The sequence below is a fragment of the Gimesia sp. genome (assembly GCF_048260065.1).
In the GTDB taxonomy this organism is placed as follows: Bacteria; Planctomycetota; Planctomycetia; order Planctomycetales; family Planctomycetaceae; genus Gimesia.
The window spans coordinates 250,105-273,807 of sequence record NZ_JBLXHC010000001.1; the positions used below are offsets into that span (position 1 = coordinate 250,105).

Annotated in this window: 16 protein-coding genes; 6 read left to right on the forward strand and 10 right to left on the reverse strand. The window is 48.6% G+C overall.

The window, feature by feature from the left end:
* Positions 1-16: 16 nt before the first annotated feature.
* On the reverse strand, positions 17-1,519 hold the full coding sequence (rhaB, locus tag ACN0YN_RS00955; protein WP_417383099.1) for a rhamnulokinase: 1,503 nt from the start codon (positions 1,517-1,519) through the stop codon (positions 17-19).
* A gap of 247 nt (positions 1,520-1,766) precedes the next feature.
* On the opposite strand from rhaB, the gene ACN0YN_RS00960 reads away from it, so the two are divergent.
* From ACN0YN_RS00960 to ACN0YN_RS00970, 3 genes are all read left to right on the forward strand, one after another.
* On the forward strand, positions 1,767-2,798 hold the full coding sequence (locus ACN0YN_RS00960) for a nucleoside hydrolase (protein WP_417383100.1): 1,032 nt from the start codon (positions 1,767-1,769) through the stop codon (positions 2,796-2,798).
* Positions 2,799-2,834: 36 nt separating this feature from the next.
* Positions 2,835-3,392 carry a TMEM43 family protein gene (locus ACN0YN_RS00965; protein ID WP_417383101.1) on the forward strand — a complete coding sequence of 186 codons (558 nt, stop codon included), beginning with the start codon at positions 2,835-2,837 and terminating at the stop codon, positions 3,390-3,392.
* 454 nt (positions 3,393-3,846) lie between these two features.
* Entirely contained in the window at positions 3,847-5,052 is a 1,206-nt protein-coding gene (locus tag ACN0YN_RS00970; RefSeq protein ID WP_417383102.1) for a BBP7 family outer membrane beta-barrel protein, read from the forward strand.
* 25 nt (positions 5,053-5,077) lie between these two features.
* Here ACN0YN_RS00970 and ACN0YN_RS00975 read toward each other — a convergent pair whose 3' ends face one another.
* The 4 genes from ACN0YN_RS00975 to ACN0YN_RS00990 form a co-directional block, all read right to left on the reverse strand.
* The gene (locus ACN0YN_RS00975; protein ID WP_417383103.1) at positions 5,078-6,556 is read right to left on the reverse strand and encodes a DUF1501 domain-containing protein; all 1,479 of its coding nucleotides are present in this window, start codon (positions 6,554-6,556) and stop codon (positions 5,078-5,080) included.
* Positions 6,557-6,618: 62 nt separating this feature from the next.
* On the reverse strand, positions 6,619-9,732 hold the full coding sequence (locus ACN0YN_RS00980; RefSeq protein WP_417383104.1) for a PSD1 and planctomycete cytochrome C domain-containing protein: 3,114 nt from the start codon (positions 9,730-9,732) through the stop codon (positions 6,619-6,621).
* A 272-nt stretch (positions 9,733-10,004) separates the two neighbouring features.
* Positions 10,005-10,943 carry a PIG-L deacetylase family protein gene (locus ACN0YN_RS00985; RefSeq protein WP_417383105.1) on the reverse strand — a complete coding sequence of 313 codons (939 nt, stop codon included), beginning with the start codon at positions 10,941-10,943 and terminating at the stop codon, positions 10,005-10,007.
* 154 nt (positions 10,944-11,097) lie between these two features.
* Entirely contained in the window at positions 11,098-11,976 is an 879-nt protein-coding gene (locus ACN0YN_RS00990) for a hypothetical protein (protein WP_417383106.1), read from the reverse strand.
* 399 nt (positions 11,977-12,375) lie between these two features.
* On the opposite strand from ACN0YN_RS00990, the gene ACN0YN_RS00995 reads away from it, so the two are divergent.
* Both ACN0YN_RS00995 and eno read left to right on the forward strand, forming a co-directional pair.
* Positions 12,376-13,422 carry a phosphotransferase family protein gene (locus tag ACN0YN_RS00995; RefSeq protein WP_417383107.1) on the forward strand — a complete coding sequence of 349 codons (1,047 nt, stop codon included), beginning with the start codon at positions 12,376-12,378 and terminating at the stop codon, positions 13,420-13,422.
* A 112-nt stretch (positions 13,423-13,534) separates the two neighbouring features.
* Positions 13,535-14,905 carry a phosphopyruvate hydratase gene (eno, locus tag ACN0YN_RS01000; RefSeq protein WP_417383108.1) on the forward strand — a complete coding sequence of 457 codons (1,371 nt, stop codon included), beginning with the start codon at positions 13,535-13,537 and terminating at the stop codon, positions 14,903-14,905.
* An 81-nt stretch (positions 14,906-14,986) separates the two neighbouring features.
* On the opposite strand, the gene ACN0YN_RS01005 is transcribed toward eno, so the two are convergent.
* Positions 14,987-15,982 carry a hypothetical protein gene (locus tag ACN0YN_RS01005; RefSeq protein WP_417383109.1) on the reverse strand — a complete coding sequence of 332 codons (996 nt, stop codon included), beginning with the start codon at positions 15,980-15,982 and terminating at the stop codon, positions 14,987-14,989.
* A gap of 185 nt (positions 15,983-16,167) precedes the next feature.
* On the reverse strand, positions 16,168-18,408 hold the full coding sequence (locus ACN0YN_RS01010; protein WP_417383110.1) for a serine/threonine-protein kinase: 2,241 nt from the start codon (positions 18,406-18,408) through the stop codon (positions 16,168-16,170).
* A gap of 301 nt (positions 18,409-18,709) precedes the next feature.
* Between ACN0YN_RS01010 and ACN0YN_RS01015 the strand changes: the two genes are divergently transcribed.
* A complete protein-coding gene (locus ACN0YN_RS01015; protein WP_417383111.1) occupies positions 18,710-19,333 on the forward strand; it encodes an RNA polymerase sigma factor in 624 nt (207 codons plus the stop codon).
* A gap of 26 nt (positions 19,334-19,359) precedes the next feature.
* Here ACN0YN_RS01015 and ACN0YN_RS01020 read toward each other — a convergent pair whose 3' ends face one another.
* The 3 genes from ACN0YN_RS01020 to ACN0YN_RS01030 form a co-directional block, all read right to left on the reverse strand.
* A complete protein-coding gene (locus tag ACN0YN_RS01020; protein ID WP_417383112.1) occupies positions 19,360-20,430 on the reverse strand; it encodes a TIGR00730 family Rossman fold protein in 1,071 nt (356 codons plus the stop codon).
* A 57-nt stretch (positions 20,431-20,487) separates the two neighbouring features.
* Positions 20,488-20,853 (reverse strand): STAS domain-containing protein, encoded by a 366-nt coding sequence (locus ACN0YN_RS01025; protein WP_002645248.1) that lies wholly within the window; start codon positions 20,851-20,853, stop codon positions 20,488-20,490.
* A 121-nt stretch (positions 20,854-20,974) separates the two neighbouring features.
* Positions 20,975-23,686 (reverse strand): HEAT repeat domain-containing protein, encoded by a 2,712-nt coding sequence (locus ACN0YN_RS01030; RefSeq protein WP_417383113.1) that lies wholly within the window; start codon positions 23,684-23,686, stop codon positions 20,975-20,977.
* Positions 23,687-23,703 lie beyond the last annotated feature (17 nt).

The window sequence follows — 23,703 nt, forward strand, 5'->3', positions numbered from 1 at the left end:
GAATTCTTAGATGAATCTATGATTCTACTTTATTATTAGTGAGCAGACTGTCAAATTGTTGAATTGCCTGTTCCCAAACGGTTTTTTCCTGAGGTTCATAACGTTTGGTTTCTACGGAATTCAGTACAATCTCTCGTATTTCAGAGAGTGAACTGACCGCCCCGACAGCTCTTGCCTGGACTAATACATTTCCGAGCCCTGTGGCTTCGACCGGACCGGTGATGACAGGTATCTGGCAGGCATTCGCCGTGAATTGGTTCAGCAGCTCATTTTTGGTCCCTCCTCCAACAATATGAATCACTTCGATGGGGGTTCCTGTTAATTCTTCGAGCCAGCCCGAAACCTTACGGTATTTCAATGCCAGGCTTTCCAGTGCGCAACGAATGTACTGCCCGGCGGTTTCCGGGACTGGTTGATCGGATTCTCTACAGTATTGTGAGATGGCCTCAAGCATATCCGTGGGGCTTAAAAATCGTGGATCATCGGGATCTACGAGGGAGCGAAACGGTTCAGCGGAGGCAGCAGCTTCAGCCAGTTCCGAATATTCCATGGTTTGACCCTGGCGTTCGTACGAACGTTTGCATTCCTGCACCAGCCAGAGGCCCATGATATTTTTCAGTAATCGGTAGGTGCCATCGATGCCTCCTTCGTTTGTGAAATTCAACTCAAACGCCCGTTTGCCTAAAACGGCAGAATTGACTTCGACGCCCATCAGAGACCAGGTCCCGGAACTGATGTACGCCCAGTTCGGATTTCCTGTCTGAGAGGTTGGAATTGCGGCAACGGCAGACGCGGTATCGTGAGTGGCAGGAGTAATGACATCGATTTTACTGAGCCCTGTCTGCTGCATGACTTCTTCACGTAAGGTTCCCAGTTTCGTTCCAGGTGAAACCAGTTTGGGAAGCATGGAAGTCGGGATCTCGAGTTTGCGCAATAAGTCATAGGCCCAGTCTCCCGTCAGGGGATTCAGGCATTGTGTTGTTGTTGCATTGGTGAATTCTACAACCTGACTGCCTGAGAGCAACCAGTGAAAGAAGTCAGGCATCATTAGAAATGTTCTGGCCTGCTTCAGTAATTCAGGATCAGTCTGCTGCATGGCTAATAACTGGTATAGGGTATTGATCTCCATGAACTGGAGACCGGTTGCATCAAATATTTCCTGCTGCGGGACGCGCGAAGTCGCAAGGTTCAGCATGCCATCGGTGCGCGGATCTCGATAATGATAAGGCTGTCCCAGCATTTCCTGTTTTTCGGAAAGCAGTACATAGTCAACTCCCCATGTATCCACACCGACCGAAATAATCTGATCGCCATATTTTTGTGCGGCGAGAGACAGACCTTTTAATATGGAAGACCAGAGACCAGTTACATTCCAGCGTCGTGTTCCGGCGAGAGGCACTGGTCCATTACTGAAACGATAGATTTCTTCCAGCTGAATTCTATTTTCTTCCAGGATGCCTGCAAGAACACGTCCGCTTTCTGCCCCCAGATCTACTCCTAAAAAACACTGCGCCGGCATTGATGATCCTTTTTGATTCGCGAAAGACTTCTGGCTGATATGAAGTTAAAAATGTTAATCACAGCCCCGTATCATACATAAACTTCTTTTAAATTTCATTGGATACCGGTTGTCGCTCAGTAAAGATTTACAGATCATGGAATCTTATTACCGATTGATTGTAGTTTTTGAAAACAGACTCTATCCTGAAGAAAACAGAATGTCATTAATTACACTAAGTTAAGCAATTGAACGAGATCAAGTTCCCATGAAACCGATGCTGTCAGGGCTGATTGTCTTATTGTGCTTCTCGATTATTCAAGCAGGATCCTTTGCCGCAGAGCCTGTGAAATTGATTTTCGATACAGATATGGGAAATGATATCGATGATGCGCTGGCACTGGCGGTTATACATGCCTTACAGAGCAGGGGGGAATGTGAACTGCTGGCGGTCACCAGCAGTAAGGATAACCCCTGGTCTATTCTGTATTGTGATGTCGTGAATTCATTTTATGGTCGCCCGGAAATTCCTCTGGGAAGAGTTCATCAGGGAGCGACGAACCCTGATGGATCATATACACGTAAGGTCGTGGAAACGTCTGCAGATGGAAAACCCGTGTTTGCGAGACGCTTTCAAAGTGCGGAGGACATTCCTGAAGCAGTTTCCGTTTTACGTTCTACACTGGCTGCTCAGCCCGATCATTCGGTCGTGCTTGTTGTCGTCGGGTTTTCAACGAATATCGCCAGACTACTCCAGTCGACGGGAGATCAGATCAGTCCTCTGACAGGGCGGGAACTTGTATCCAGGAAAGTGAAACTTCTTTCTCAAATGATTGGTCGTTTTGATCGCGACAAGCCAGCCGAATTTCATGAATACAATGTCAGACTGGATATTCCTGCGGCAAAAACAGTGTATGAATTGTGGCCGGCAGAAATTCCCGTTGTCGTCAGTGGCTGGGAGGTGGGACGTGCGATTAAGAATCGTGCCAGCAGTATTCAAAACGATTATGATTATGTGAGCTATCATCCCATCAAGCTGGGGTACGAATATTGGCATAAAATGCCTTATGATCGGCCTACTTATGATTTAACCAGCGTTCTTTATGCAGTCAGACCCGGGCGTCATTATTTCGGTTTGTCAAAATCGGGGCAATTTAAGATCAACGAACATGAAAAACTGGAACACACCGAAACAACAGCTGGAAATCAGCAGTTTCTGACTCTAATTCCCGAGCAGATCATCAGAGTGCAGGAAGTTCTTGAAAGTTTATCCAGTCAGCCACCCGCTATGTCGAACTGAATCAGTCAGTTCATTTTTTCCTGGAGCACGATTCTTGTGAATCAGAAATCAGAAGAGCATGTAGAACCATCCTTCGGTAAGCGTTTTCAAACCGCCTTGAAGAATCTGGGCATCGGGATCATTTTCCTGATGGCGGGTTTGTTTTTACTCTGGCATAACGAGTCAAAAATCCTTGAGCGGGAAATCAGTATCTCTCAGGCAGAATCAGTAATCTCAGAAAATCAGGAAGAGAGTTCTGAGCAGCAGGATCAGGCGAATAAAGAGAGTCGCAATTTACAGTCAACGACCATGTTCAACTGGGGACTTCGGTTTGCCGGCTGGATTATTGTTTTTCTGGGATTAGCAACGCTCTTTAAACCTCTGGTTGTACTCGTTGAGAAAATCCCATTCCTCTGGAATTTTGTGGGGCGTGGTATCACAGTATTTGCCCTGCTGAGTTCGATCAGTCTGACCTTGATTCTGCTGTCAGCGGTCTGGATGGTAACGCGACCAGTATTTGGAGCGATCTTGCTTCTGTCGGGAGTCGTTCCGTTATATATCCTCTATCGTTCTGGAAGACGGGCGCGTCTGAAGCAAGCGTTACGGAACGCCTGATTCCATCTGCACAGAAATGAGTGGTTGTAAAAATTGCATGGCGAGTTGTTCTCTCCCTGTCTCGCTAGACTGCCTGGATTGTTGTTTGTTGCCTCTCTGGTTCCCAACTTTCTGCCTGAGATCTCAGGATTCCTACAAGTCGAATAACCCATATAACCGATACCTTTGATATATCTAATACCCTTCACGCGGATTTTCCTGCGCCGCAGGGTGGTTATTTGCTGGGTCTGTCTGAGTTTGAAGGCAGTTTTGTAGAGCCTCCGGCTTGTAGACTTCTTTTAACATGAGATTGAAGTAGAACATGGTAAATCCGGCCTACCGTTTATTGCTTGGAATGGTTGTTCTCCTGTCTGGAGTAGAATCATTGTCCGCGCAGGCTCCTTATGCATCTGCCGCTGGACAAACTGGGAATGGCTACATGCAGGCCTCATACCGGCCTGGGGCACCACATAAAATGCAATATGCTCCCGTGCAGGAGTATTATGAACCGGAGCCTGAATATTATGAGAACGTAGACCAGTACCAGTCTGAATATTCTGGAGAGTCAGGGATGATCACCCGGGTACTGCCAGTCGATCGGGGTTGGGGGTATGACCACCCCTGGGACGGACTATTTAAGGATTTGGCAAATAACAGCTGGATGAGAATCGAGTACCTTCTCTGGAAAGCACCTCCAGGAAACCAGTTGATCGGTACAGAGACGGATACCGGAAATGATCCACGCAATCCATTTACGGTCCCCGATTTTAATGGGTTTGGAACACTTTCCTCAAAAGTGGCAGATCTCAGTACGATTGGTCATGAGGGAGCAAATGGGATTCGGGGAACATTTGGTATTGATTTTAAGAGCGGTACCATTGAGGCGATTTTCTTTGGTACAGCAAAAGAGAGCAGTAACCTCTCCTATGGAGCAGGCGATTTTCTCGGGCCGAATAATGGAGATACGGATTTAATTTCGATTACTACGCTCAGTGATGGTCAGATCGCATTTGCAGGTGTGAATTTCAACAAGTCGTTTTCGGTCAGTTATGAGACGCAAGCCTGGGGAGCAGAAAGTAATTATGTGTTTAATACCGAGCGTCTCTTTTTCAGGACCTATTATGGAGCCGGTGGCTTACAGATTCGTCCCCTGGTCGGTTTCCGATATTTAAACATTGAAGAAGGAATGAAAATTCGGGGGGGCTTTGAAGAGCTGAACGTTACCCCGCCAATTACTTATATTGATCGTCAAGTCAATTCAACAACCGGTAATAAACTGTATGTACCTCAGGCTGGTATTCGTATGGAGTTTGTACATCCCTGGTTTACGATTTCTGCAGAGCCTAAAGTTGGTTTTGGTGTGAATAATTATAATGGTAGTGTGCTAACCGATCAGTTTCTGGGATCGTCGGACCCGGCACATTATACTGAGATTTCAAAAACCCGGTTTTCACCTACTTTTGAATTTGGTGTAAATGCCCGTTTCCATCTGTCTCAATATTTCACATTTAATGTAGGGTATAACTTTTTGTGGGCAAACCAGATTGCTCGGCCTGACTCGATTATATTTTATAATATCGATTCCAGCACGACTAATGGTGTCTCACTGCAGGCACAAAACAGTCTGGACAGTTATAAGCTGCATGGTCTGGTGATCGGTGGTGAGTTCAGCTGGCCATAATCGTTACTCGTTCAGTTGGCTGCACTCAGGCAATCAGTTTTTCGACCACTTTTCCACCGACATTCGTCAGGCGGATATCCAGGCCACCAAAATTCTGTGCCAGTTTCAGATGATTGAGACCAAACAGATGTAACAGGGTGGCATGAAAATCGTTGATGTGGACGGGATCTTCTTCCACTGACCAGCCCAACTCTGTCGTTTTGCCGATCACCTGGCCCCCTTTGACTCCTCCTCCTGCCATCCATAGACTGAAGGCACCTGGATGATGGTCACGGCCAGTAACAGCTTTCGAACCCGTTCGGTTTTCTCCCAGAGGGGTCCGTCCAAACTCGCCGGCCATTACGACCAGGGTTGAATCGAGAAGTCCTCGCTGCTTGAGGTCTTTCAACAGAGCAGCGACAGGCTGGTCTACAATGCCTGCGTTACGTTTGATCCCGGCATCCAGACCACTGTGGTGGTCCCAGGAAGCATGGTAGAGATTCACAAAACGAACTCCCCGTTCTACCAGACGACGAGCCAGCAGGCAGTTTCGTGCAAATGCACCTTCCGCATCGGATCCCCCGCCTCGCTTACCGGTTTTAGAGTCTCCCTTACGATTGACGCCATAAGCTTCCTGAGTCTCTTTTGTTTCACTGGACAATTCAATCAGTTCCGGAGCGGAGGACTGCATCTGAAAAGCGAGTTCGTAACTGGCAATCCGGCTGGCGATTTCATCATCGCCTGTTTCGGTCAGTTGTTCATTATTCAGTTTTTTAATGGCTTCTAAGCCGGATCGCTGCATGGCAGAACTGATTCCGGGAGGATTGTTCAGATTTAAAACCGGCTCACCCTGGTTCCGGAATAATACCCCAGCATAAGTCGAAGGTAATGAACCACTCGACCAGAGCGAGGCTCCCCCACTGGCACCACGGCCAGCTGTCAGTACTACATAACCTGGCAGGTTATTGGATTGACTTCCCAGTCCATATGTCAGCCAGGAGCCAACACTGGGCCTTCCGAAACGTCCGACACCCGTATTCATCATTAACTGGGCAGGGTGGTGGTTAAACTGTTCGGTATACATCGAGCGGATTAAGGCGATGTCATCTGCACAGGTTGCGATATGTGGAAGCACATCTGAAAACTCAGTGCCGCATTCACCGGATTTGGTGAACTTCCTGGGGCTGCCGCTCAGTGTGGCGGTCTCTTTATTGATAAAAGCGAATCGAACTTTTTCGGTCAGTTCTTTGGGGAGAGGCTGCCCGTTTAATTCCTGTAACTTCGGTTTGGGGTCATACAGGTCAATCTGGCTGGGGCCTCCTGCCAGAAATATGAAAATGCAGTTCTTGGCAGTACCGGGGAAATGCGCGTCCTTGGGGGCCAATGGATTTGTAAGACTGTTTTCTGAGGCAATTAACCCCTCTTTCTCCAGCATAGATGCCAGCGCAAAACTGGCGACACTGCAAGACGAGTTCATCAGGAAACGACGTCGTGCCAGATTCAAATTGAATGGTTCAGCGTTCATGATTCATTAGTTCCGTTATGGATGATGGCACTCAGGTTACAGGAGAAGTTAAGCAATTCTGATTATCCGCGGGTGACAAACTCATCGAGATTCATTAAGACGCGTCCAATCATAATCCAGGCGGCCACTTCCCGGGGAGTACTTCCTTCAGGGATCGAGAGCTGGTTAGTCAACTCACTGACCGCCGCCTGATCTGCCTGCAGGAGCTTTGTCTGTTCCTGATAGAGTTGGCGGATAATTTGAATTTCCTGCTCCTCTGGCTGTCGTGACAGGCAGAGTTCAAAGGCATGGTTGATACGATTCTCCAGAGAGGGATTCTTTTTCTGTGTCGATTCGACAATGCGTGCTCCCAGTTTTTGTGAACATTCAAAAAAGACCGGGTCATTCCAGATCGTTAATGCCTGTAATGGGGTGTTGGATCGCTCTCTGCGGGTACAGCTCAGGTTAGAATCGGGGGAGTCGAAAGTCATCAACATGGGATAGGGGACGGTTCGTTGAAAGAATGTGTAGAGTCCACGGCGGTAACGATCATCGCCTTTGCTGGCTGTCCATTTCACCGAGTTCGCATAGCCCAGATTAGCGATCCCTTCGGGTTGGGGAGGATTCACGCTGGGGCCACCTACTTTGTGTTTCATCAATCCGCTGACTTCCAAAGCCTGATCGCGAATGATTTCTGCTTCGACTCGCAGGCGGTTCTGGTGAGACAACCAGGTGTTATAAGGGTCACGTTCTGCGAGTTCCGGTCGATTCGTAGAAGACTGGCGATACGTGGCAGAAGTAACAATCAGTTTGTGGAGTTGTTTCAGGCTCCAGTCATTCTTGCGAAATTGAGTAGCCAGCCAGTCGAGCAATTCCGGGTGAGAGGGGGGCTCTCCCTGTGTGCCAAAATCATTGACCGTAAATACGATGCCCCGACCAAAATAACGACTCCAGATGCGATTGACAGTCACCCGGGCAGTTAATGGTTGACGGGGATCGAACAGCCAGCGTGCCAGGTCAAGACGATTGGGGCTGCTCGTTCCGATGGGGGGCAGAACAGCCGGTGTATTTGCTTTGACTTCATCTGCAGGATTCAGAAAGTCGCCTCGTACCAGCAGGTATGTCTTACGGGGGGACTTGAGGTGATCGACAACTTGTGCTTTTGTCGTTTCTGCCGGGTCTCGAGGTGCTTTTTTACGATGTGCCAGTTCCTGTGCTTTCAGTTTCTTTAACTGAGGATCGATGGTGCGATAATACTCCAGCAGTTCCTGACGTTGTTCAACCGTTCGCTGTTCAGGTGGAGTATTCAGGGTCTCCACAATCAGATCCGTCATCCCGGTGAGAGGCAAGGGAGCGTCTGAAGTCGACAGTGAAATGCGGAAGCGTCCCAGGTTATGATAGGTTTTACGCGTCGTGGATTGCTGCAGGGAAATGGTGACCAGCGTCCCTTTTTCGAAACCGAATGGTTTTTTGGTTTCGAATGTGGCAGTCTGGTTTTTTCCCTCCTGTGGAGCAATAGACCAGCCCGTATGCGGACTGTTGTTGATGACACGATCTACTTTATAACCTTCCATTTCAAAGCTGGCTTGCGCATTCTGTAACGTGACTTCACTGATTGAATCAGGTGATTCCAGCGGAGCCGTTTTGATGGTAAGCATCGTCAATTCAAAATCACCGGTGGCACTTCGTCCCGGTCCCTGTTTAGGCAGGCTGGGGTCTGTGAGTGCTTCGAGTCGAATTCCTTTGATGTTCTGTAGATCTGTTTTAAATGTGATCGTGTAAATTTCTGCGCGGCCCGGGTTTTCACCCTCAGCCAGGACACTGCGATCAGGCAGGATTTTCAATGTCGTTTTCTGTTTGGCTTGTACGGTTTCCGGTTTCAGGACGGTCCAGACAGGTTTTTTCTCCGGATTCTGGTTCTCCCAGTGTTTGAGTGCCGCTGTCAACTCGTTCTCTTCATAATCCTGTAATGCCTGTACCAGGGGCTGATGCGCTTTCTGATAGACCTGATATGCTTTCTCGTAATTTGTCTGCTCGGCGGGCAGGGGAGCGCCGATATCGGGTTCTGTGAGTGAATTAAAAAAAGAATACAGGCGATAATATTCGCGCTGCGTGATAGGGTCATATTTATGAGTATGACATTGGGCGCATTCGACAGTGATTCCGAGCCAGATTGATCCCAGAGTATTCGTGCGGTCGACAGTCCGTTTGACACGGTCTTCTTCCGGGTCTGTTCCACCTTCCGTGTTGATCAGCGTGTTGCGATGGAATCCTGTAGCGACCAGTTCGGACAGAGAAGGCTCTGGCAGGAGGTCACCAGCGATCTGCTGCTCTGAAAACTGATCGAAGGGGAGGTCCTGGTTCAATGCATTGATGACCCAGGTTCGCCAGCGCCAGGCATGAGGCCTTTTACGGTCTTTTTCATAACCGTCGCTATCAGCGTAGCGTGCCAGATCGAGCCAGTGTCGAGCCCAGCGTTCGCCATAGTGCGGAGAAGCCAGGAGGTGGTCGACCAGCTTTTCATACCAGTCAGGGCTGGTATCGGAGCTCCATTTCTGCCAGTCTTCAACAGAGGGGGGGAGGCCGGTCAGATCCAGGTAGACACGCCTGATGAGTGTGCTGCGGTCGGCTTCTTCAGAGGGACTGACTTTTTCCTGCTCCAGTTTTTGCAGGATAAATCGGTCAATCCCATTTTTGACCCAGTCTGTCTGCTGCACTTCTGGTAAGGGAGTTTCTTTAATAGTTTGAAAGGACCAGTGATCCGAGTCAGCCAGACCTGTTTTGGATTCTGGTAAATCAGGCCAGTTGACTCCCTGTTCGATCCAGCGTTTGACTAAAGTCAGTTCCTCTTGATTCAGAGGTGTTCCTTCCCCTTCGGGGGGCATCTGGTCGCCCTCTCCGGTGCCGGAGATGCGATGAAAGAGTTCGCTTTTATGACTGTCACCGGGGATGATGGCCTTGCCACTGTCTCCCCCTTCCAATGCGCGACCTTTCACATCCAGACGAAAGCCGCCTTCCTGAACTTCCCGACCGTGGCAGGAATAGCATTTGGCTTGAAACAGTGGTTTGATCTGTTTCAGGAAATCGATCTTGTCTTTCTCTGCAACGGTTTCTGCTGCAGAGAGAAATGCAGGGCTCAGGAACAGAGGACTCAGGCTCAATAGCCAGAGAATAGAAGCATAGATGAGTCGGTTCATTTACTTGCCCTCATTTTTATCAGGCAATTCAACGATCTGGGTGCGTCTCTGGTAGGCCAAAGCTGCTCCATTGCAGCTTGGGAGAACAGGTAGGTCCCCGGACTGATCGCTATTTCTATATAATACTAACTTATAGAGACGGATGTCAAATAATGGTTTGTGTCCACTTCGTAATCAGCAGAACGCAGTTTCCCTCCTGAACTGAGCAGGAATCAGTGTGAGAGGGAAACTACGTAACCAGTTGCTTGCAAAATGGTTGAACCAGCTGTTTTCTACTGATCAGTCACCGGGATTGAAGCCTGGATGGGAAACAGTTTCAGCAGCGTCTTTTTGTTTGGTCTTGATCCATATTCGCAGAGCTCGAACGATTCCGCAAATTTGATCTGCTTACCGACTTCTTCTCCGTAGAGGTTGATCAGTTCCGTACGGTATTTGTTCGCTTCTGAGGACTGACGACGAGACCAGGCAGGACGAAGAAATTCGACGCGCAGTTCTGGTGGATCAGCAGGTGGAACTTTAGCGGCACGCTCCGGACTGCCGCCAGCGCCTCCTTCCAGAGACTGCGATACCAGTTGTGCAACTGCTTTCAGTTTCTTTTCGAATACATTATCAACGGCAACAACCACATCCGGACGAAAGGGGTAGGGTTTCTGAAAGCCGTCGCTTGAGTACATAAAGACCGGGTTTTTCTCAAGTCGCGGGATATCCGGACAGAAATAAGGGACGGTTACCATAAATGCGGCATCCTGAACCAGTACTCCGACGTACCGATGGTCTGGATGATAATCCCAGGGACGATGCGAAATGACAAGGTCTGCTTTCCATTCGCGAATGAGTTTCACGATTTTCTTACGGTTCTCCAGAGTCGGGAGTAGTTCTCCATCATGGATATCCAACACTTCCGATTCGACTCCCAGAATTTTTGCTGCAGCTTTGACTTCAGCGGCCCTGCGTTGTGCTAAAGTACCCCCCGCCATTTCGAAATGACCAATGTCTCCATTCGTCACTGAGACCAGTTTCACTTTATGCCCCTGTTGCGCCCAGAGTGCAGCCGTTCCACCATTTTTATATTCCGCATCATCAGGGTGAGCACCAAAGCAGATGATGCGTAACGGGGTAGCCTCATCTGCGTGGAGTAATGAAATGTGACTCAGCAGAGTGAGAGTCAGCATAAGCGTCGAGCAGGTTATAGTTCTCAGGTTCAGCATCATGGATTTCAACTCCGGTTATATCAGAACGAATCAACAGACATTTATTTAAAATTCCTGAGAAGCTGAATTGATGAAAGCGTGCCACAAAAAAAAGGCTCGCAATTGCGAGCCTTGATTGAGCAGTCATTTCGGACTGGATCCGTTTCATCATGAATTATTTTTCAAAACTGCGACCAGATTCGGTTCGTGCTTTGGTTGTTGAGGCGGTCTCAGTGCTTTCGTCTCTGTTACGAGCACGTTCTGCAGCCATACCTACCAGCTGAGAAGCAAACTGCAGTTCTGCCGGTTTGAAGTAAGGAGTTGGTCGAGCACCACCCAGGTGCTGAACTGATTTTGAAGCCAGTTCCTGCCAGCTCATTTTGTCTGCCAGATGCCAGGCTGCTGCCTGTCCTGCCTGTTGATTCACTCGGCCCGTTGCAACGAAGCGGAGCAGTTCCTGCAGTGTGGGATCTGTCACCATCTCTTCGGTTTTGACCATGCGGTATTCCATACGAGGTGCTGGTTCAACTTTACCATGTTCAAGGCAAACAGATGTGTAATTGATCGCAACTGTTTTTTCTGGAGGGATAGAGAAGAATCCACCACCGGCACCACCAGCGCCACCTGCTCCCATACCACCAAGTCCGCCACCCAGGCCACCGCCGGCACCGCCACCGGTTGTCTGAGCCTGACCACCCTGGCCGCCACCACCCAGACCACCGCCGAGTCCGCCACCGCCAAGTCCACCACCCAGAGCACCCTGTTTCAGGACCTGAACTGCGAGGAAGGTTTCCGGCAGTTTCACATTAAGTGGTTTCTCATTATTGTTGGTGATCAGAACTTTGCCGCCTTTTGAGTTTTTGGCGATAATTTTGACGTCGACCAGACCAGCTTCCATTGCTTCATAAATATCGTCAGCTTTTTCTGCTGCAGGATCATATTTCTGAGGTGGAATTGGTTTATTCCCTGCTTCCAGTGACGTACTCAGAATGAGTGCCAGACAGGTCGCAGAAAAAAACATGAAGAAACGAGAAGCTGATTTTGTGGACAACATAGAAAATAATCCTGTGGTTCACTGGAAGGATACCACTTTGACGTGGTGTGAGATTAGTAATCACTCATCAAGCTGAAATAGCTATTTACTACAACTATCCCAATATTATCATCTTACAGCATACAAAACGGGTCTGGCAATAAAAAGTTGTCCTGAATACAACATTTTCACAACTCAGATTACCGGCTATTAATGTAGGACCGGTCAGGTAAAGGCTGTGTCCCATCAGATTATACCGATGACAACGGTTAATACAGTGGCATAACCTGAAAGGCAGCGTCATAATTTTCAATGTGAGGCTGGAAGCAGAGAGTTCCCTGATGTCTGTTCGATACAGCTGGTGGATCTTGACTCCTGCTTCTGAAAAGCTATTGCGCCAATAACTTATGGGAAATCATCATGATCCGGGAGATCACGGCAGAAAATGCCATTGTTTACCTGAAGGAAACACAGCAATTACCCCCCGAGGAAGACGCATCTGCTGAAGCGCTTGCCTGGGGAGTTTCGAATATAGTCATTCGTATAGGTCGCGAGGCTGGCGATGATTATGTCATCAAGCAATCAAGAAAGCAACTGCGAACTCAGGCTGAGTGGTTCAGTCAGCTGGAACGGATCTGGCGCGAATTGGAAGTGATGCAGGAATTGCAGAATCTGCTGCCGGCGGGAGTTGTTCCCCGCGTTCTGTTTGAGGATCGCGATAATTATCTGTTCGCGATGGAAGCAATCGATAAAGATCACAAAGTCTGGAAAGCAGAATTACTGGATGGAAAATTTGATCTCTCCATCGCTGCCAGATTGGGGAAGTATCTGGGGGCCATTCACAGGCTGAGTTTTCTCAATCCGTTGTTTGAGGAACGCTGGGGTGACTGGAAGATCTTTGATCAGCTTCGCATTGACCCCTTTTATCGATTTATTGTGAGAGCCCATCCGGAAATTAAAGACTGGATAAATGATCTGATTGGTGAAATGGAGGAGAATCGTATCTGTCTGGTTCTGGCTGATTTCAGTCCTAAAAATATTCTGATTGCGGGAGATCAGATTCACCTCGTCGATTTTGAGACAGCCCACTACGGCGATCCGGCATTCGATCTGGGGTTCTTTCTGAGTCATCTGATGTTGAAAGCCGTTTTCTTTCGTGAACAGGGCGCTCATTGTCTGCAACTGGTGGAATGCTTCTGGGATCAGTATCTGACTGAAATATCTTCTCTGTCTGACGCCTTCGAAAAAGAAACAGTAAAGATGTCACAGCAGGAACTGGAACGTCGTACGATCCGTCATCTGGCAGCCTGTATGCTGGCCCGCGTTGATGGCAAGAGTACGGTTGATTATCTCAGCGAAGCAGATCTGCAGGATCAGGTCCATTCGTTTGCACTCTCACTGATTCTCGATCCACCTTCTACGATACATCAGGCAACATTAAGATTAAGTGAGATGCAGAATTCCTGAAGGGACTATGGGTGAAGATTATGTTTGGTTCTGATATCCTGAGAGATTGAATCAGGATATTCCTGTTAATGAATAATGAATCTGATAATCACGGTTGGGAGTGTGATCTGAAATGACACAAATTGAGTACGTCCACGCACGCGAAATTTATGACAGCCGCGGTAATCCGACAGTGGAAGTTGAGGTCTGTTGTGCCGGTTCCCGTTGCGGTCGTGCGATTGTTCCCAGTGGAGCCAGTACCGGAAAATTTGAAGCCGTTGAGTTACGTGATCAGGATGAAAACCGATTCGATGGTTTAGGGGTCACACAGGCAGTTGAAAATGTCAGGCGGGAAATCGCTGCTGCATTGATTGGACAGGATGCTTCGAACCAGAGTGGTATCGACGCAATACTCTGCGAACTCGATGGAACCGAGAATAAGTCCCGTCTGGGAGCGAATGCGATTCTGGGGACATCACTGGCGACCGCTTATGCTGCTGCGGAATCACAGGGGCAGACTCCGGTTGAGCGTTTTGCTGAAATCTGGTCAGATTATATCAGTTCCGGGTTTGCTGAAGAAACTGAGCAGACACAACGCACGAGTCTACTGTCCCGAACCATGTCTCTGCCTCTGCCGATGGTCAATATGATATCCGGGGGATTGCACGCTGGTCGTAATCTGGATTTTCAGGACTTTCTGATTCTGCCTGTCGGTGCCACTTCGTATCGTCAGGCTTTTGAATGGATCGTGACGATTTACCGTCGTCTGGGGCAGATTCTCAATAAAACCGGCCATGAAGGAACCCTCATCGGCGACGAAGGCGGTTATGGTCCGAAATTAAGCTGCAATAGTGAAGCCGTCAAATATGTCGTTGCCGCTATTGAAACTGCAGGACTGACCCCCGGTGAAGATGTGGCGATTGGACTGGATGTGGCCAGTACACACTTCTATGACGCAGAGACCGGCACTTACCATCTGAATGCAACGGGAGACGAAGCTCTCTCATCCGATGATGTAATCGATATGCTGGAACGCTGGGTCGACACTTATCCCATTATCAGTATCGAAGACGGGTTGGCCGAAGATGACTGGTCTGGCTGGAAGAAACTGACAGAACGCCTCGGGCACCGCGTTCAGTTAATTGGTGATGATCTGTTTGTGACTAATCCCAAACGTCTGCAACAGGGAATCGACAGCCAGACTGCCAACAGTGTTCTGATTAAGCTGAATCAGATTGGAACGCTGACCGAAACTCTGGAAACTTTAAAGCTGGCTATCGATCATGGTTACTGGCCTGTGGTTTCTGCCAGAAGTGGTGAAACGGAAGATACAACCATTGCCGATCTGGTGGTTGCCACCGGGGCCGGGCAGCTTAAGGTTGGCTCGGTCGGGCGCAGTGAACGGCTGGCAAAATATAATCAGCTGCTGCGACTGGAAGAAATACTGGCCGACAAGGCGCTGTATCATGGTGGCGGGATCTTTTCCAGTTTGAAATCTAAATAAGATGACAATGGTTTCAATGTGAAAAAAGCGTTTTTGAACAGTTCAAAGACGTTTTTTATTTAATTTCAGAGTGAAAATCGCTCAGTTGGAAGCGACCGGATTCGTTACATCTTCAGTTGCAGGTAACAGGTTGATGTCCAGCGTTGCCAGTAACTGGCCTTTACTGTTCATGACATGCATTTTGGCTTCTGTTGCTTTGGCCAGTCCGATCTGAGGAGTCTGGAAAGCCAGTATGTTGTCTTCCCATTTTTCAATTTTCGCTGGCAGTCCCATTTCATTGATTTCCAGAACAACCATACCCTGGTCATCTCCCAGTCCTTCAGCTGAGAGCTGAAACAGTTTCCCGGATACCAGTTCCAGTCGTTCCTGTTCAACCGGTTCTGTGGTGGTTTCGGATTCGGCGACTTCTTCAGTGACAGTTTCTGTGGTAGTGACAGCTACTGTTTCACCAGCTTCATTATAGTAGATGGGGGCACATGCTGTGATTACACAGGGAGTCAAAATCGGGTCGGCACACGCAACGGGATACCAGGGGCGACAGACAGGGGGGCACCAGGGACGAGTATTGATATGAATCCAGGGGCGATTCCAGTGGTGATGTCCATGATGTACGTTGTTGTGTCCGTTGTGATGACGGCCTTGAAACTTGTTGTATTTGACCGGGTTCTGTTTGGTATTGTAAGGATGCTGGATTACTTTGTGCTGTGTGAAATTCTGTTTTTTATGATCTACTTGATTGACGTTGAATGAACGATTCTGTTTGGGGGCAGATTTGAACTGATCATTGTTTGTCTTTGAGTTGAAGGACGTTTTGAAGTGATTTTGATTTGAAGCAGGTTTCTTGTTTTGAAAGTGATGCTGATTCGATGATTTATTTTTGAACTGTGAGTAATTAGAACGATTGCTGAACTGGTTTCCTCGGAAATGACTGTTTCGGTTTCCGTGTTGTTTAAAAGAGTGGCTGGACGAGCCTTTACTTGATTTACCTGAAAAGCGATTGTTTCCAGCTGATGCATTTCCGGAAGCCAAAATCATAGATACTGTAAAACATGTGAACAGAGTGGCTGAAGTTTTCATCAATTCGTCCCTTATTGTTTTGGTTTAGTGTTGTGTTGTGTGTCTCACACTACACCAAGCGGGAACGGTTAAAATCTGTTACAGAGATTTTGAATAAAATATTGGAAACGAAGAAACTGCACGTCACCAGTCATTGTTAGTGGCTGAAATGAAAGGAGTTATGAGGATGATGTGTCGAGGGGGAATTATCGGGGAGAAGTGTGGACTCGCCGCGAGAGTTCTTCAAGTGCATCCAGATCAGCCTGCAGGGTCTGAAAAATACGGAAGATGCTGACTGCTCCCAGAGTCCCGGCAACCGTGAGAATGCCGATGGCAATTTTGTCATTCAGGTTGATCATCGCCAGCGAAGCGATACTCAGAGTTGGTACCAGGAAGGCCATGATCAGATAGACCCAGCTCAAGCGTTTGAGTTGCTGATAGGAGTCGGGTGCCAGTTGTGTGAAATCCGAATTCTGGATCAATCGCGGGTAGATAGTATGCAGACTGAAATAAGTGACACCAAAGAAAGGATAACTGGCAGCGATCAGGCCACACAGGAGCAGAGAGCTCAGGAAATGAATATATGCGGTAGCTGGCAGTGAACCAATCGCATAATGCATGCTGACCGGATATGCGATTCCGGCAATGATCCACTCCGCCGTACAGATCAGCGCAGCATAGTGCCCCAGACGGAGACAGCGTTTTTGCATGACCACACTTTTTTGCAGGTCTGGCTTTGCCCCTGTTTCACTATTAGCAGCAAACCGCAAAAGCATCCATGTTAACCAGCCGGCCAGACCGAGTCCTGTTGGATAAGCGATCAGGTTGATCGCAGATTGAATCTTCCAGAAGGCGTCCTGTGAATTTTTTAAGTTTTCAATAATGTGTTTCTGATTGTGAAAGAAATTAAACAGACCTGCCAGAATATTGGGAATGGCCACGATCAGGATGACGAGTGTTACTTCCCAGCCTTTGAGTTTTGAAAACCAGTTTTTCGATGAAGGAAACAGGATCTGCTGTGCCCGCGGATTCAGGCAGAGTTCGAGTTGACTGGCAAGTTCAGCGCCTGATCTCCAGCGGCGGGCAGGATCGGGATCCAGGCACTTCTGCAGGACGGAGACCAGGTGTTCCGGACAGTCAGAAGGTAAATGTTGCAGACTGGCGGCCAGGGTGATTCCCGTTTTACGCTGTTGGATCATCTGTTTCAGCAGATCGGACCAGCCCGACTGGAGTTCTGGATTTTGAAAGGGACGAATTCCCGTTAAGAGTTCCGCCAGCATGAGCCCCAGTGAGTACAGGTCACTTCGTTCGTCGAGGCTTTCCGCTTGCCTGGGATTAGTGGGATCGTAGGCTTCGAGTTGCTCAGGCGACATATACGCCAGGCTGCCTCCAAAATAAGCGGCCGGAGTTGTACCCGTGACCTGGGAACTGAAGCTGATATTGAAGTCTGCCAGTTTCGGGATACCTTCTGCAGTCAGCAGAACATTGGCGGGTTTAATATCCCGGTGCAACACTCCTTTTTGATGGGCATAGTTCAATGCCTGAGCGAGTCGGATTCCCAGCCAGCAGATTGTTTCTGACCAGTTTAAAGATTGAAACTTCTGAAAAGTAATCGATTCCGCAGCCCTTGATTCGCCTCTGAGATCCAGAGACTGATCGAGCGCGTTTATCAGAATTCTTCCGGAGCGTTCATCGGGGGCCGTTTTGCGAACAATTTCGACAACCGGCTGTAACGTACCTCCAGGCAGGTACTGCATGTAGAGTAATCTGATTTTCTGATCTGTCAACAATCGCTGATCGAACACGCGCACGATGTTGTCATGATCCAGTTGAGCAAGCGTTTGTGGTTCATCGCTGGAGTCTTCCGATATTTTCAATGCCACTATGCGTTGCATAGAATTTTGTCGTGCCTGAAATACTTTGGCAAATGCACCTTTCCCCAGGAGTGTTAACAGTTCGAAGTCATCTACCGTATCCCCCGGCTTAAACTGTGAACATGCCTGCTGCCGGGAGTGGTCGAGTATTCTTGTCGTGCTGTAAGCATGGTCCAGGTCGAAGAGTTGTCTGATTTGAGCATTTGATGTGGGGATCAGGCCGATGTATTCTTCCGGGTCAACTTCGAAACCATTTTGACGCTTCAGGTGATATTCTTCATACAGTAGATCAACCGGAACTTCCGGCTTTTCCAGTATGGGGAATTCATCGAGATATTCGAGAATACGTCGGGGAAAATTAAATTGTTGCCAGCGATATTCCAGATCAATTTTTATTAACTCAATCAGCAGGAAGCGGTTGTTGGAATCTGCAGTTGGTATGTAGTCCTTCAAATTGGGGGGAGACTCGCGGGATTCCCACTCACTGACAAACCGCTCCATCACTTCGGTAAGTGCATCTATCTCGATTTGACTTTCTGAAGCGTCCTGGTTTGGCTCTGAAGCAGACAACATTGAGCTCCCAAATTTCTGGATGAAGATCCGACATTGTGTCTTATCAGATCTGGATTGGCACTTTGGCTGAAATGGTCTACATACTCATTGGCGGGTTCGCCTGACATCGATCACCTGCCTATACACGACTGATGGACGATTTGTTTATCCTGAAAGTTTCAGTGGATGGCCGGGTGTATTGATGGTATAACGATGTCAGAAATGCGACTCGAACAGGCATGATAACCGATCAGGAACGGGTAGGAAAGCAGAACACGCCACAGAATCGACTGACTTGATTTAGCAGGGAATTGAGTGACTTATGACGACTGATATCAAGATTCTGATTGAAGAGATCAAACAGGGGAGTGAGCCGGCCTTGCTGACTTTTCTGGAATTGCATCGTGCTCCTCTGCTGGCATTTATCAATAAAAATATGAGTGATGCGCTGAAGTCCAAAGTGGATGCCTCGGACATCCTCCAGGAAGTCTCTTTAAATGCAGTAGAGACTCTTCAGAGTATGGATTTCGAACAGAAGCCGCCGTTCAACTGGTTATGCAACCTCGCAGAACGCCGAATCATTGATAACCATCGGAAGTATTTTCAGGTTCAGAAACGGGCTGCCGGACGCGAAGTCAGACAACCGGTCTCCGCGGAAGGGGCAGGGCAGGGTTTTATGGATCTGCTGGTGGCCAGTATCACCAGTCCCAGCCAGGCATTTTCCCGTGGGGCTAAGGAGATGAAGCTGTTGATGGCGCTGGAGAGTCTGCCCGAAGAGAATCGAGAGGCGATTCGTCTGAAATATGTGGAAGGCCTGTCTGCAAAAGAGATTGCAGATCAGCTCGATAAATCGGATGTTGCCGTCCGCGTGATGATCAGCCGTTCGATGGTCAAATTACAGGAGCTGTTGAAACACGAAGATGAGTTCAAAAGCCTGCTCGGATAAGTCGATCCCTTATTCCTGCTGAAACGTTATTCTTCCTCTTCAGCTTCTTCTGAACTTTGTGGCCCCAGTTCCGTGTTGATGCGATCAATCAACTGCCGCAGTCGACCGAGATTTTTACGATTGAACATGAGTGAAATACGAGGCAGATCCGACAGGTGGTCGTCATCTTTTTCCAGTTCGTGTGCACTGACCTTTGTGATGATCCCGGAATCGAGAATATCTTTGAATTCATCATTCAGTTTTTCAATGAATTCATTGCTGGGTTCGACATGCAGACGGAGGACGAGCCGTCCTTTTACATATCGCATACTGTTATAGACGCTGTAAAAATCGATTACTTCATCGACGGCTTCTTCGATATCATCGGTAACACGAAACAGGGACAGGTCTTCTTCTGAGATCAATTCCTGTTTTAACAGATTGTTTTTGAGAAATTCTTCCCAGTCTTTCCAGTAAGATCCGCCAGGGGCATCCAGGAGTACGATCGGCATGGGATCGCGTTTTCCCGTCTGTACGAGAGTCAGCGTTTCAAATGCTTCGTCCAGAGTTCCAAATCCACCAGCACAGCAGACAATGGCATGGACTTCTTTGACGAACAGGAGTTTGCGAGTGAAGAAGTAATTTAAATTGACGAGCTTTTCGTCTTTATGGATCACATAATTGGGTTCCTGCTCGAAAGGGAGCATGATATTGACACCCATAGACATGTCAGTGCCGGCACCGACATGAGCAGCTTCCATAATCCCGGGACCTGCTCCCGTTACGATCATCCATTTTTCTTCCGCCATTCTCCGTCCGAACTGCAGAGCCTGCTGATAGGAAGGATCGTCGGGGTTCGTGCGGGCAGAACCAAAGACGGTGACTTTGCGCTGCTTTCGATAGGGGGTGAAAACCTTGAAAGCGTACCTTAATTCTTTTAAGGCGCGATCCAGAATTTTGAGATCGCCGCGGGTTGCCTGATCCTGTTTGAGTTTATCAGCCGTCTCTTTGATACTGGCGACGATAGACTCATGCGGATAGAGTTCCGAACTGTGTTCTGTTGGTAATACGTCAGACTCTGAGACGCCGGGGCGTGTTTTTCGATACTTCCTCGACATGATCCATTAATCCTTTAACATAGCGGGTCGAGACGAATGTGAGACCAGATTCCCCGGTCAGCCCATCAGGGCATCCAGCGCTTCATCTCTGGTCTCATAAATAGCCCAGAGCGTGTCCAGAGCAGTGATACGTAAGAGTTCGTTGGCCATCTTACTGGCGCCACACAAAACCAACTCTCCTCCTCGGCTGCGGACATGCTTATGGCAGCGCAACAGCAGCGCCAGGAACACGGAGCCGAAATAGCTGACATCGCTCAGGTCGAAAACGACCATCGGAATCTCGACTTCCTGCAATGGTGCCATGACAATATCAGCGGCCTGTTCAATCAGATCCCAGCTCATTGACTCTACATTGCTCGCAGGGATGATTACGACCGTATTTCCATGCCATTCCAGTTGAAAGTCGTCGTGGTAGTTAGCCATGTAGTAGTTCCGCAGTGATGAAAACATTCTTTGGAGAGAATTTTAATGATTTAGCATCCATGATACTGATATCCCGGAGAGGAGAACAACCATCACGTACATCAAAAACAAGAATTCATACTTAACGCCCTGTAAACAGGCGGGAACCTTGTCCAGAGTGTTGTGATTGCCACCAGTTCATCCAGATTTTAGCCCGATCTGACTGGTCCAGCTGAGGATTCAGACTGGCGGGCCGCTCCGATTCCGGCACCAGTTTGTCAAGACTGCTCAGGATCTCTTTGAGTGTTGTGTTGTTTCGCTCGGTCCAGGCCATCTGGATCAGAGGTTCTACAAAACGTGTCTGTCCCGAGTTTCCCATTTCCCTGACGGCCTCTTTTCTCGTGGAAATATGAGTGTCGTTTGAAAGTCGCAGCAGTTCCTGCATACCGGCAAAATCGCCAAGCCGACTGAGTGCCACGACTGTTTCGAAGCGTACTCGTCGATTTGAATGGGTCATCAGAGAACGCAGAGAAGTTGCCGAATTCTGACTTTCACCTGGCTTCTGAGTACCTGAAATGGCGATGGGGTTATGGCATTGGCCGATGGCCTGGATGGCAGCCAGCTGAACGGAGTGGTTCTTGTCATCCAGCAGCGGGAGCAGCCAGATCGCATACTGTGGTAAGCCATGCGAACCAAAATATTCGCAGCCCAGGATTCTAATATCAGGCCAGTTATGATTGATTGCCAGCAGTGCCAGCTGGGCAGCCTCCTCATAGTTGTCCTTTTCAACAGAGGACATCACAATCCGCCAGACCAGACGGTCCTGTTCGTGTGCCATCAACTTACGCAGACGGGCGACTACTACCGGATTGAGTGAGATATTTTGCGAACTGACAAACAACTGTTGTGCGGCTTCACGTCGGTCGTTGATATGGGGGCTGGTCAATTGATTCAACGCTGCATATTCCGGACTCAGGTCGGCCAGTAGATCAGTATAGATTTCGCCGGGGATTTCGATCGAAGTTTCTCGGATCAGTTTTTCCAGCACTTTGACTTCAGCGGGACTGATGTTTGCGAGTTCCTGGTAGGCTTGCTGATATTCAGCAGATTCCCGTGGTTGATTGATCAGGGTTTGAAAGTAGGACTGCAGTTCAGCAGTGCGCCCCTGGTTGACTTCCTGGTTTGTTTTCAGACCCTGTTGCATGAGTTGCCCCCAGAAACTTCCCGGGAGCCGGCCACTCTGGACCAGATCATTGACCGCAGCGACTCGTTCCTGATGTGAGGCTTCAATTGATATAGAGCCTCCCAGGCCGGTCCGGTCGACCAGTTGCAGAATACTTTGACGACGTGTTTTATAAATTCCTTCCTGGATCCCATCCAGGAGTAAAGGCACGGCGAGATCATCGGGCCAGTCAGAAATGGCTTGAATGACAGTAGACTGTACCTGGGAGCTGCGATCATTAATCAGGGAACGGAGATGTAAGGCAGATTCAGCTGTTGGAGTTTTTCCCAGTCCCCAGGCGACTTCCAGTCTGACAGCGGAGGAAGTGTCGTTTTTCAGGGGAATCAGGTGCATCGGCCCCCAGGAACTAAGACCCTTTGCTGCCGCTACACGGAGATTTTCAGCCGGACGTGCTGCATACTCTTTCAGGACCTGCAGGGCTGTTTCTGATCTCATCATTCCCAGGTGTTCGATGGCTTTGATCTGAACCGTTCGATCTGCATCTCTGAGTTGGGATATGAGAATTGTTTCGGCGTCAGAGTGGTGAATTAAAGCAGCCCAGTAACCGAAGTTCCAACGCATCTCCGCATCGGTGTCCCAACGAACCTGCATGATGTTCGCTGGCCATTCTTCGGGGTTAAAGGTCTGAATTCCTTCAGGATGATCAGGCTGGCCCTGTTCAGAATGAAACCAGTGACCATGAAGAATGCAGGCTTGTAAAGCGGCACGTCTCAACTGTTTGGGAGCGATTGTACTCTGCTCACTGATTTCCAGTGAGCGATCCAGTGAGGGGATGCTGGCAGGTGACATGAAGCGGGCCAGCGTGAGATAGAGTTCGCTTCTTTGTTCAACTGAAAGATCGGGACGCTGCAGTCGCTGTGACAATTTGGTTCGTGTTTCGAGTGGAATCGCATCGGCCTGAGAAAGAACCAGTGAGATCGCATTCAAGGCAGCATGTTGCATTGCCTCTGAGACAGCTCTCTGATCGGGTTTCCCGGGATCATTACCTGATTTATTAGGTGACGCATTCGTCTGATCCAGAGCCACTTTCTCGAGAACAGGGAGAGCCTCAATCGCCGTCGCAGGGGATATTGTCGCCCAGAGGATCGCTGCGTTCCAGCCAGCCAGGTTATCCCATGTCGACAGTTCCTGAAGTGCGACTAATTTGTCTGATCGCTGATTCTCTGATAATTTGGAACGATGCTTTTTCTGATCAGAGAAAAAATCCTGAAACGCGTTAAATGACCAACTCTCGGGTTTTTGCTGTTTGTCCGAAGCTTTCGAATCTGATTTGGCTGTCTGCTCGGGAACGGGCTGCTCTGATGTGGACTCAGATTCTGCGGCTGTCTGTTCGGGATTGGTTTCTGGTTGCTGACCGCCGATTTCGCTTAACAGAGTTTTCTGGTCAACGGATCCAAAGACCCAGCGTTGTACCTCAAGCGGCGCGAGTTGAGACTCTGTTTTATTTTTCTGAAACGTATTCCATTCCTGTTCCGGAGACCAATTATGATTACGCACCCACAGATCATGAGAGAGATAAACCTGCAAGCCTTCCAGATCTTTGGGAACTTTACGAGTGACTTTCTCTTTCAGAGATGCTGCCAGCGGAGTTTCTCGGACATTTTGCAGCATGCTTTTCTGGCATCCGA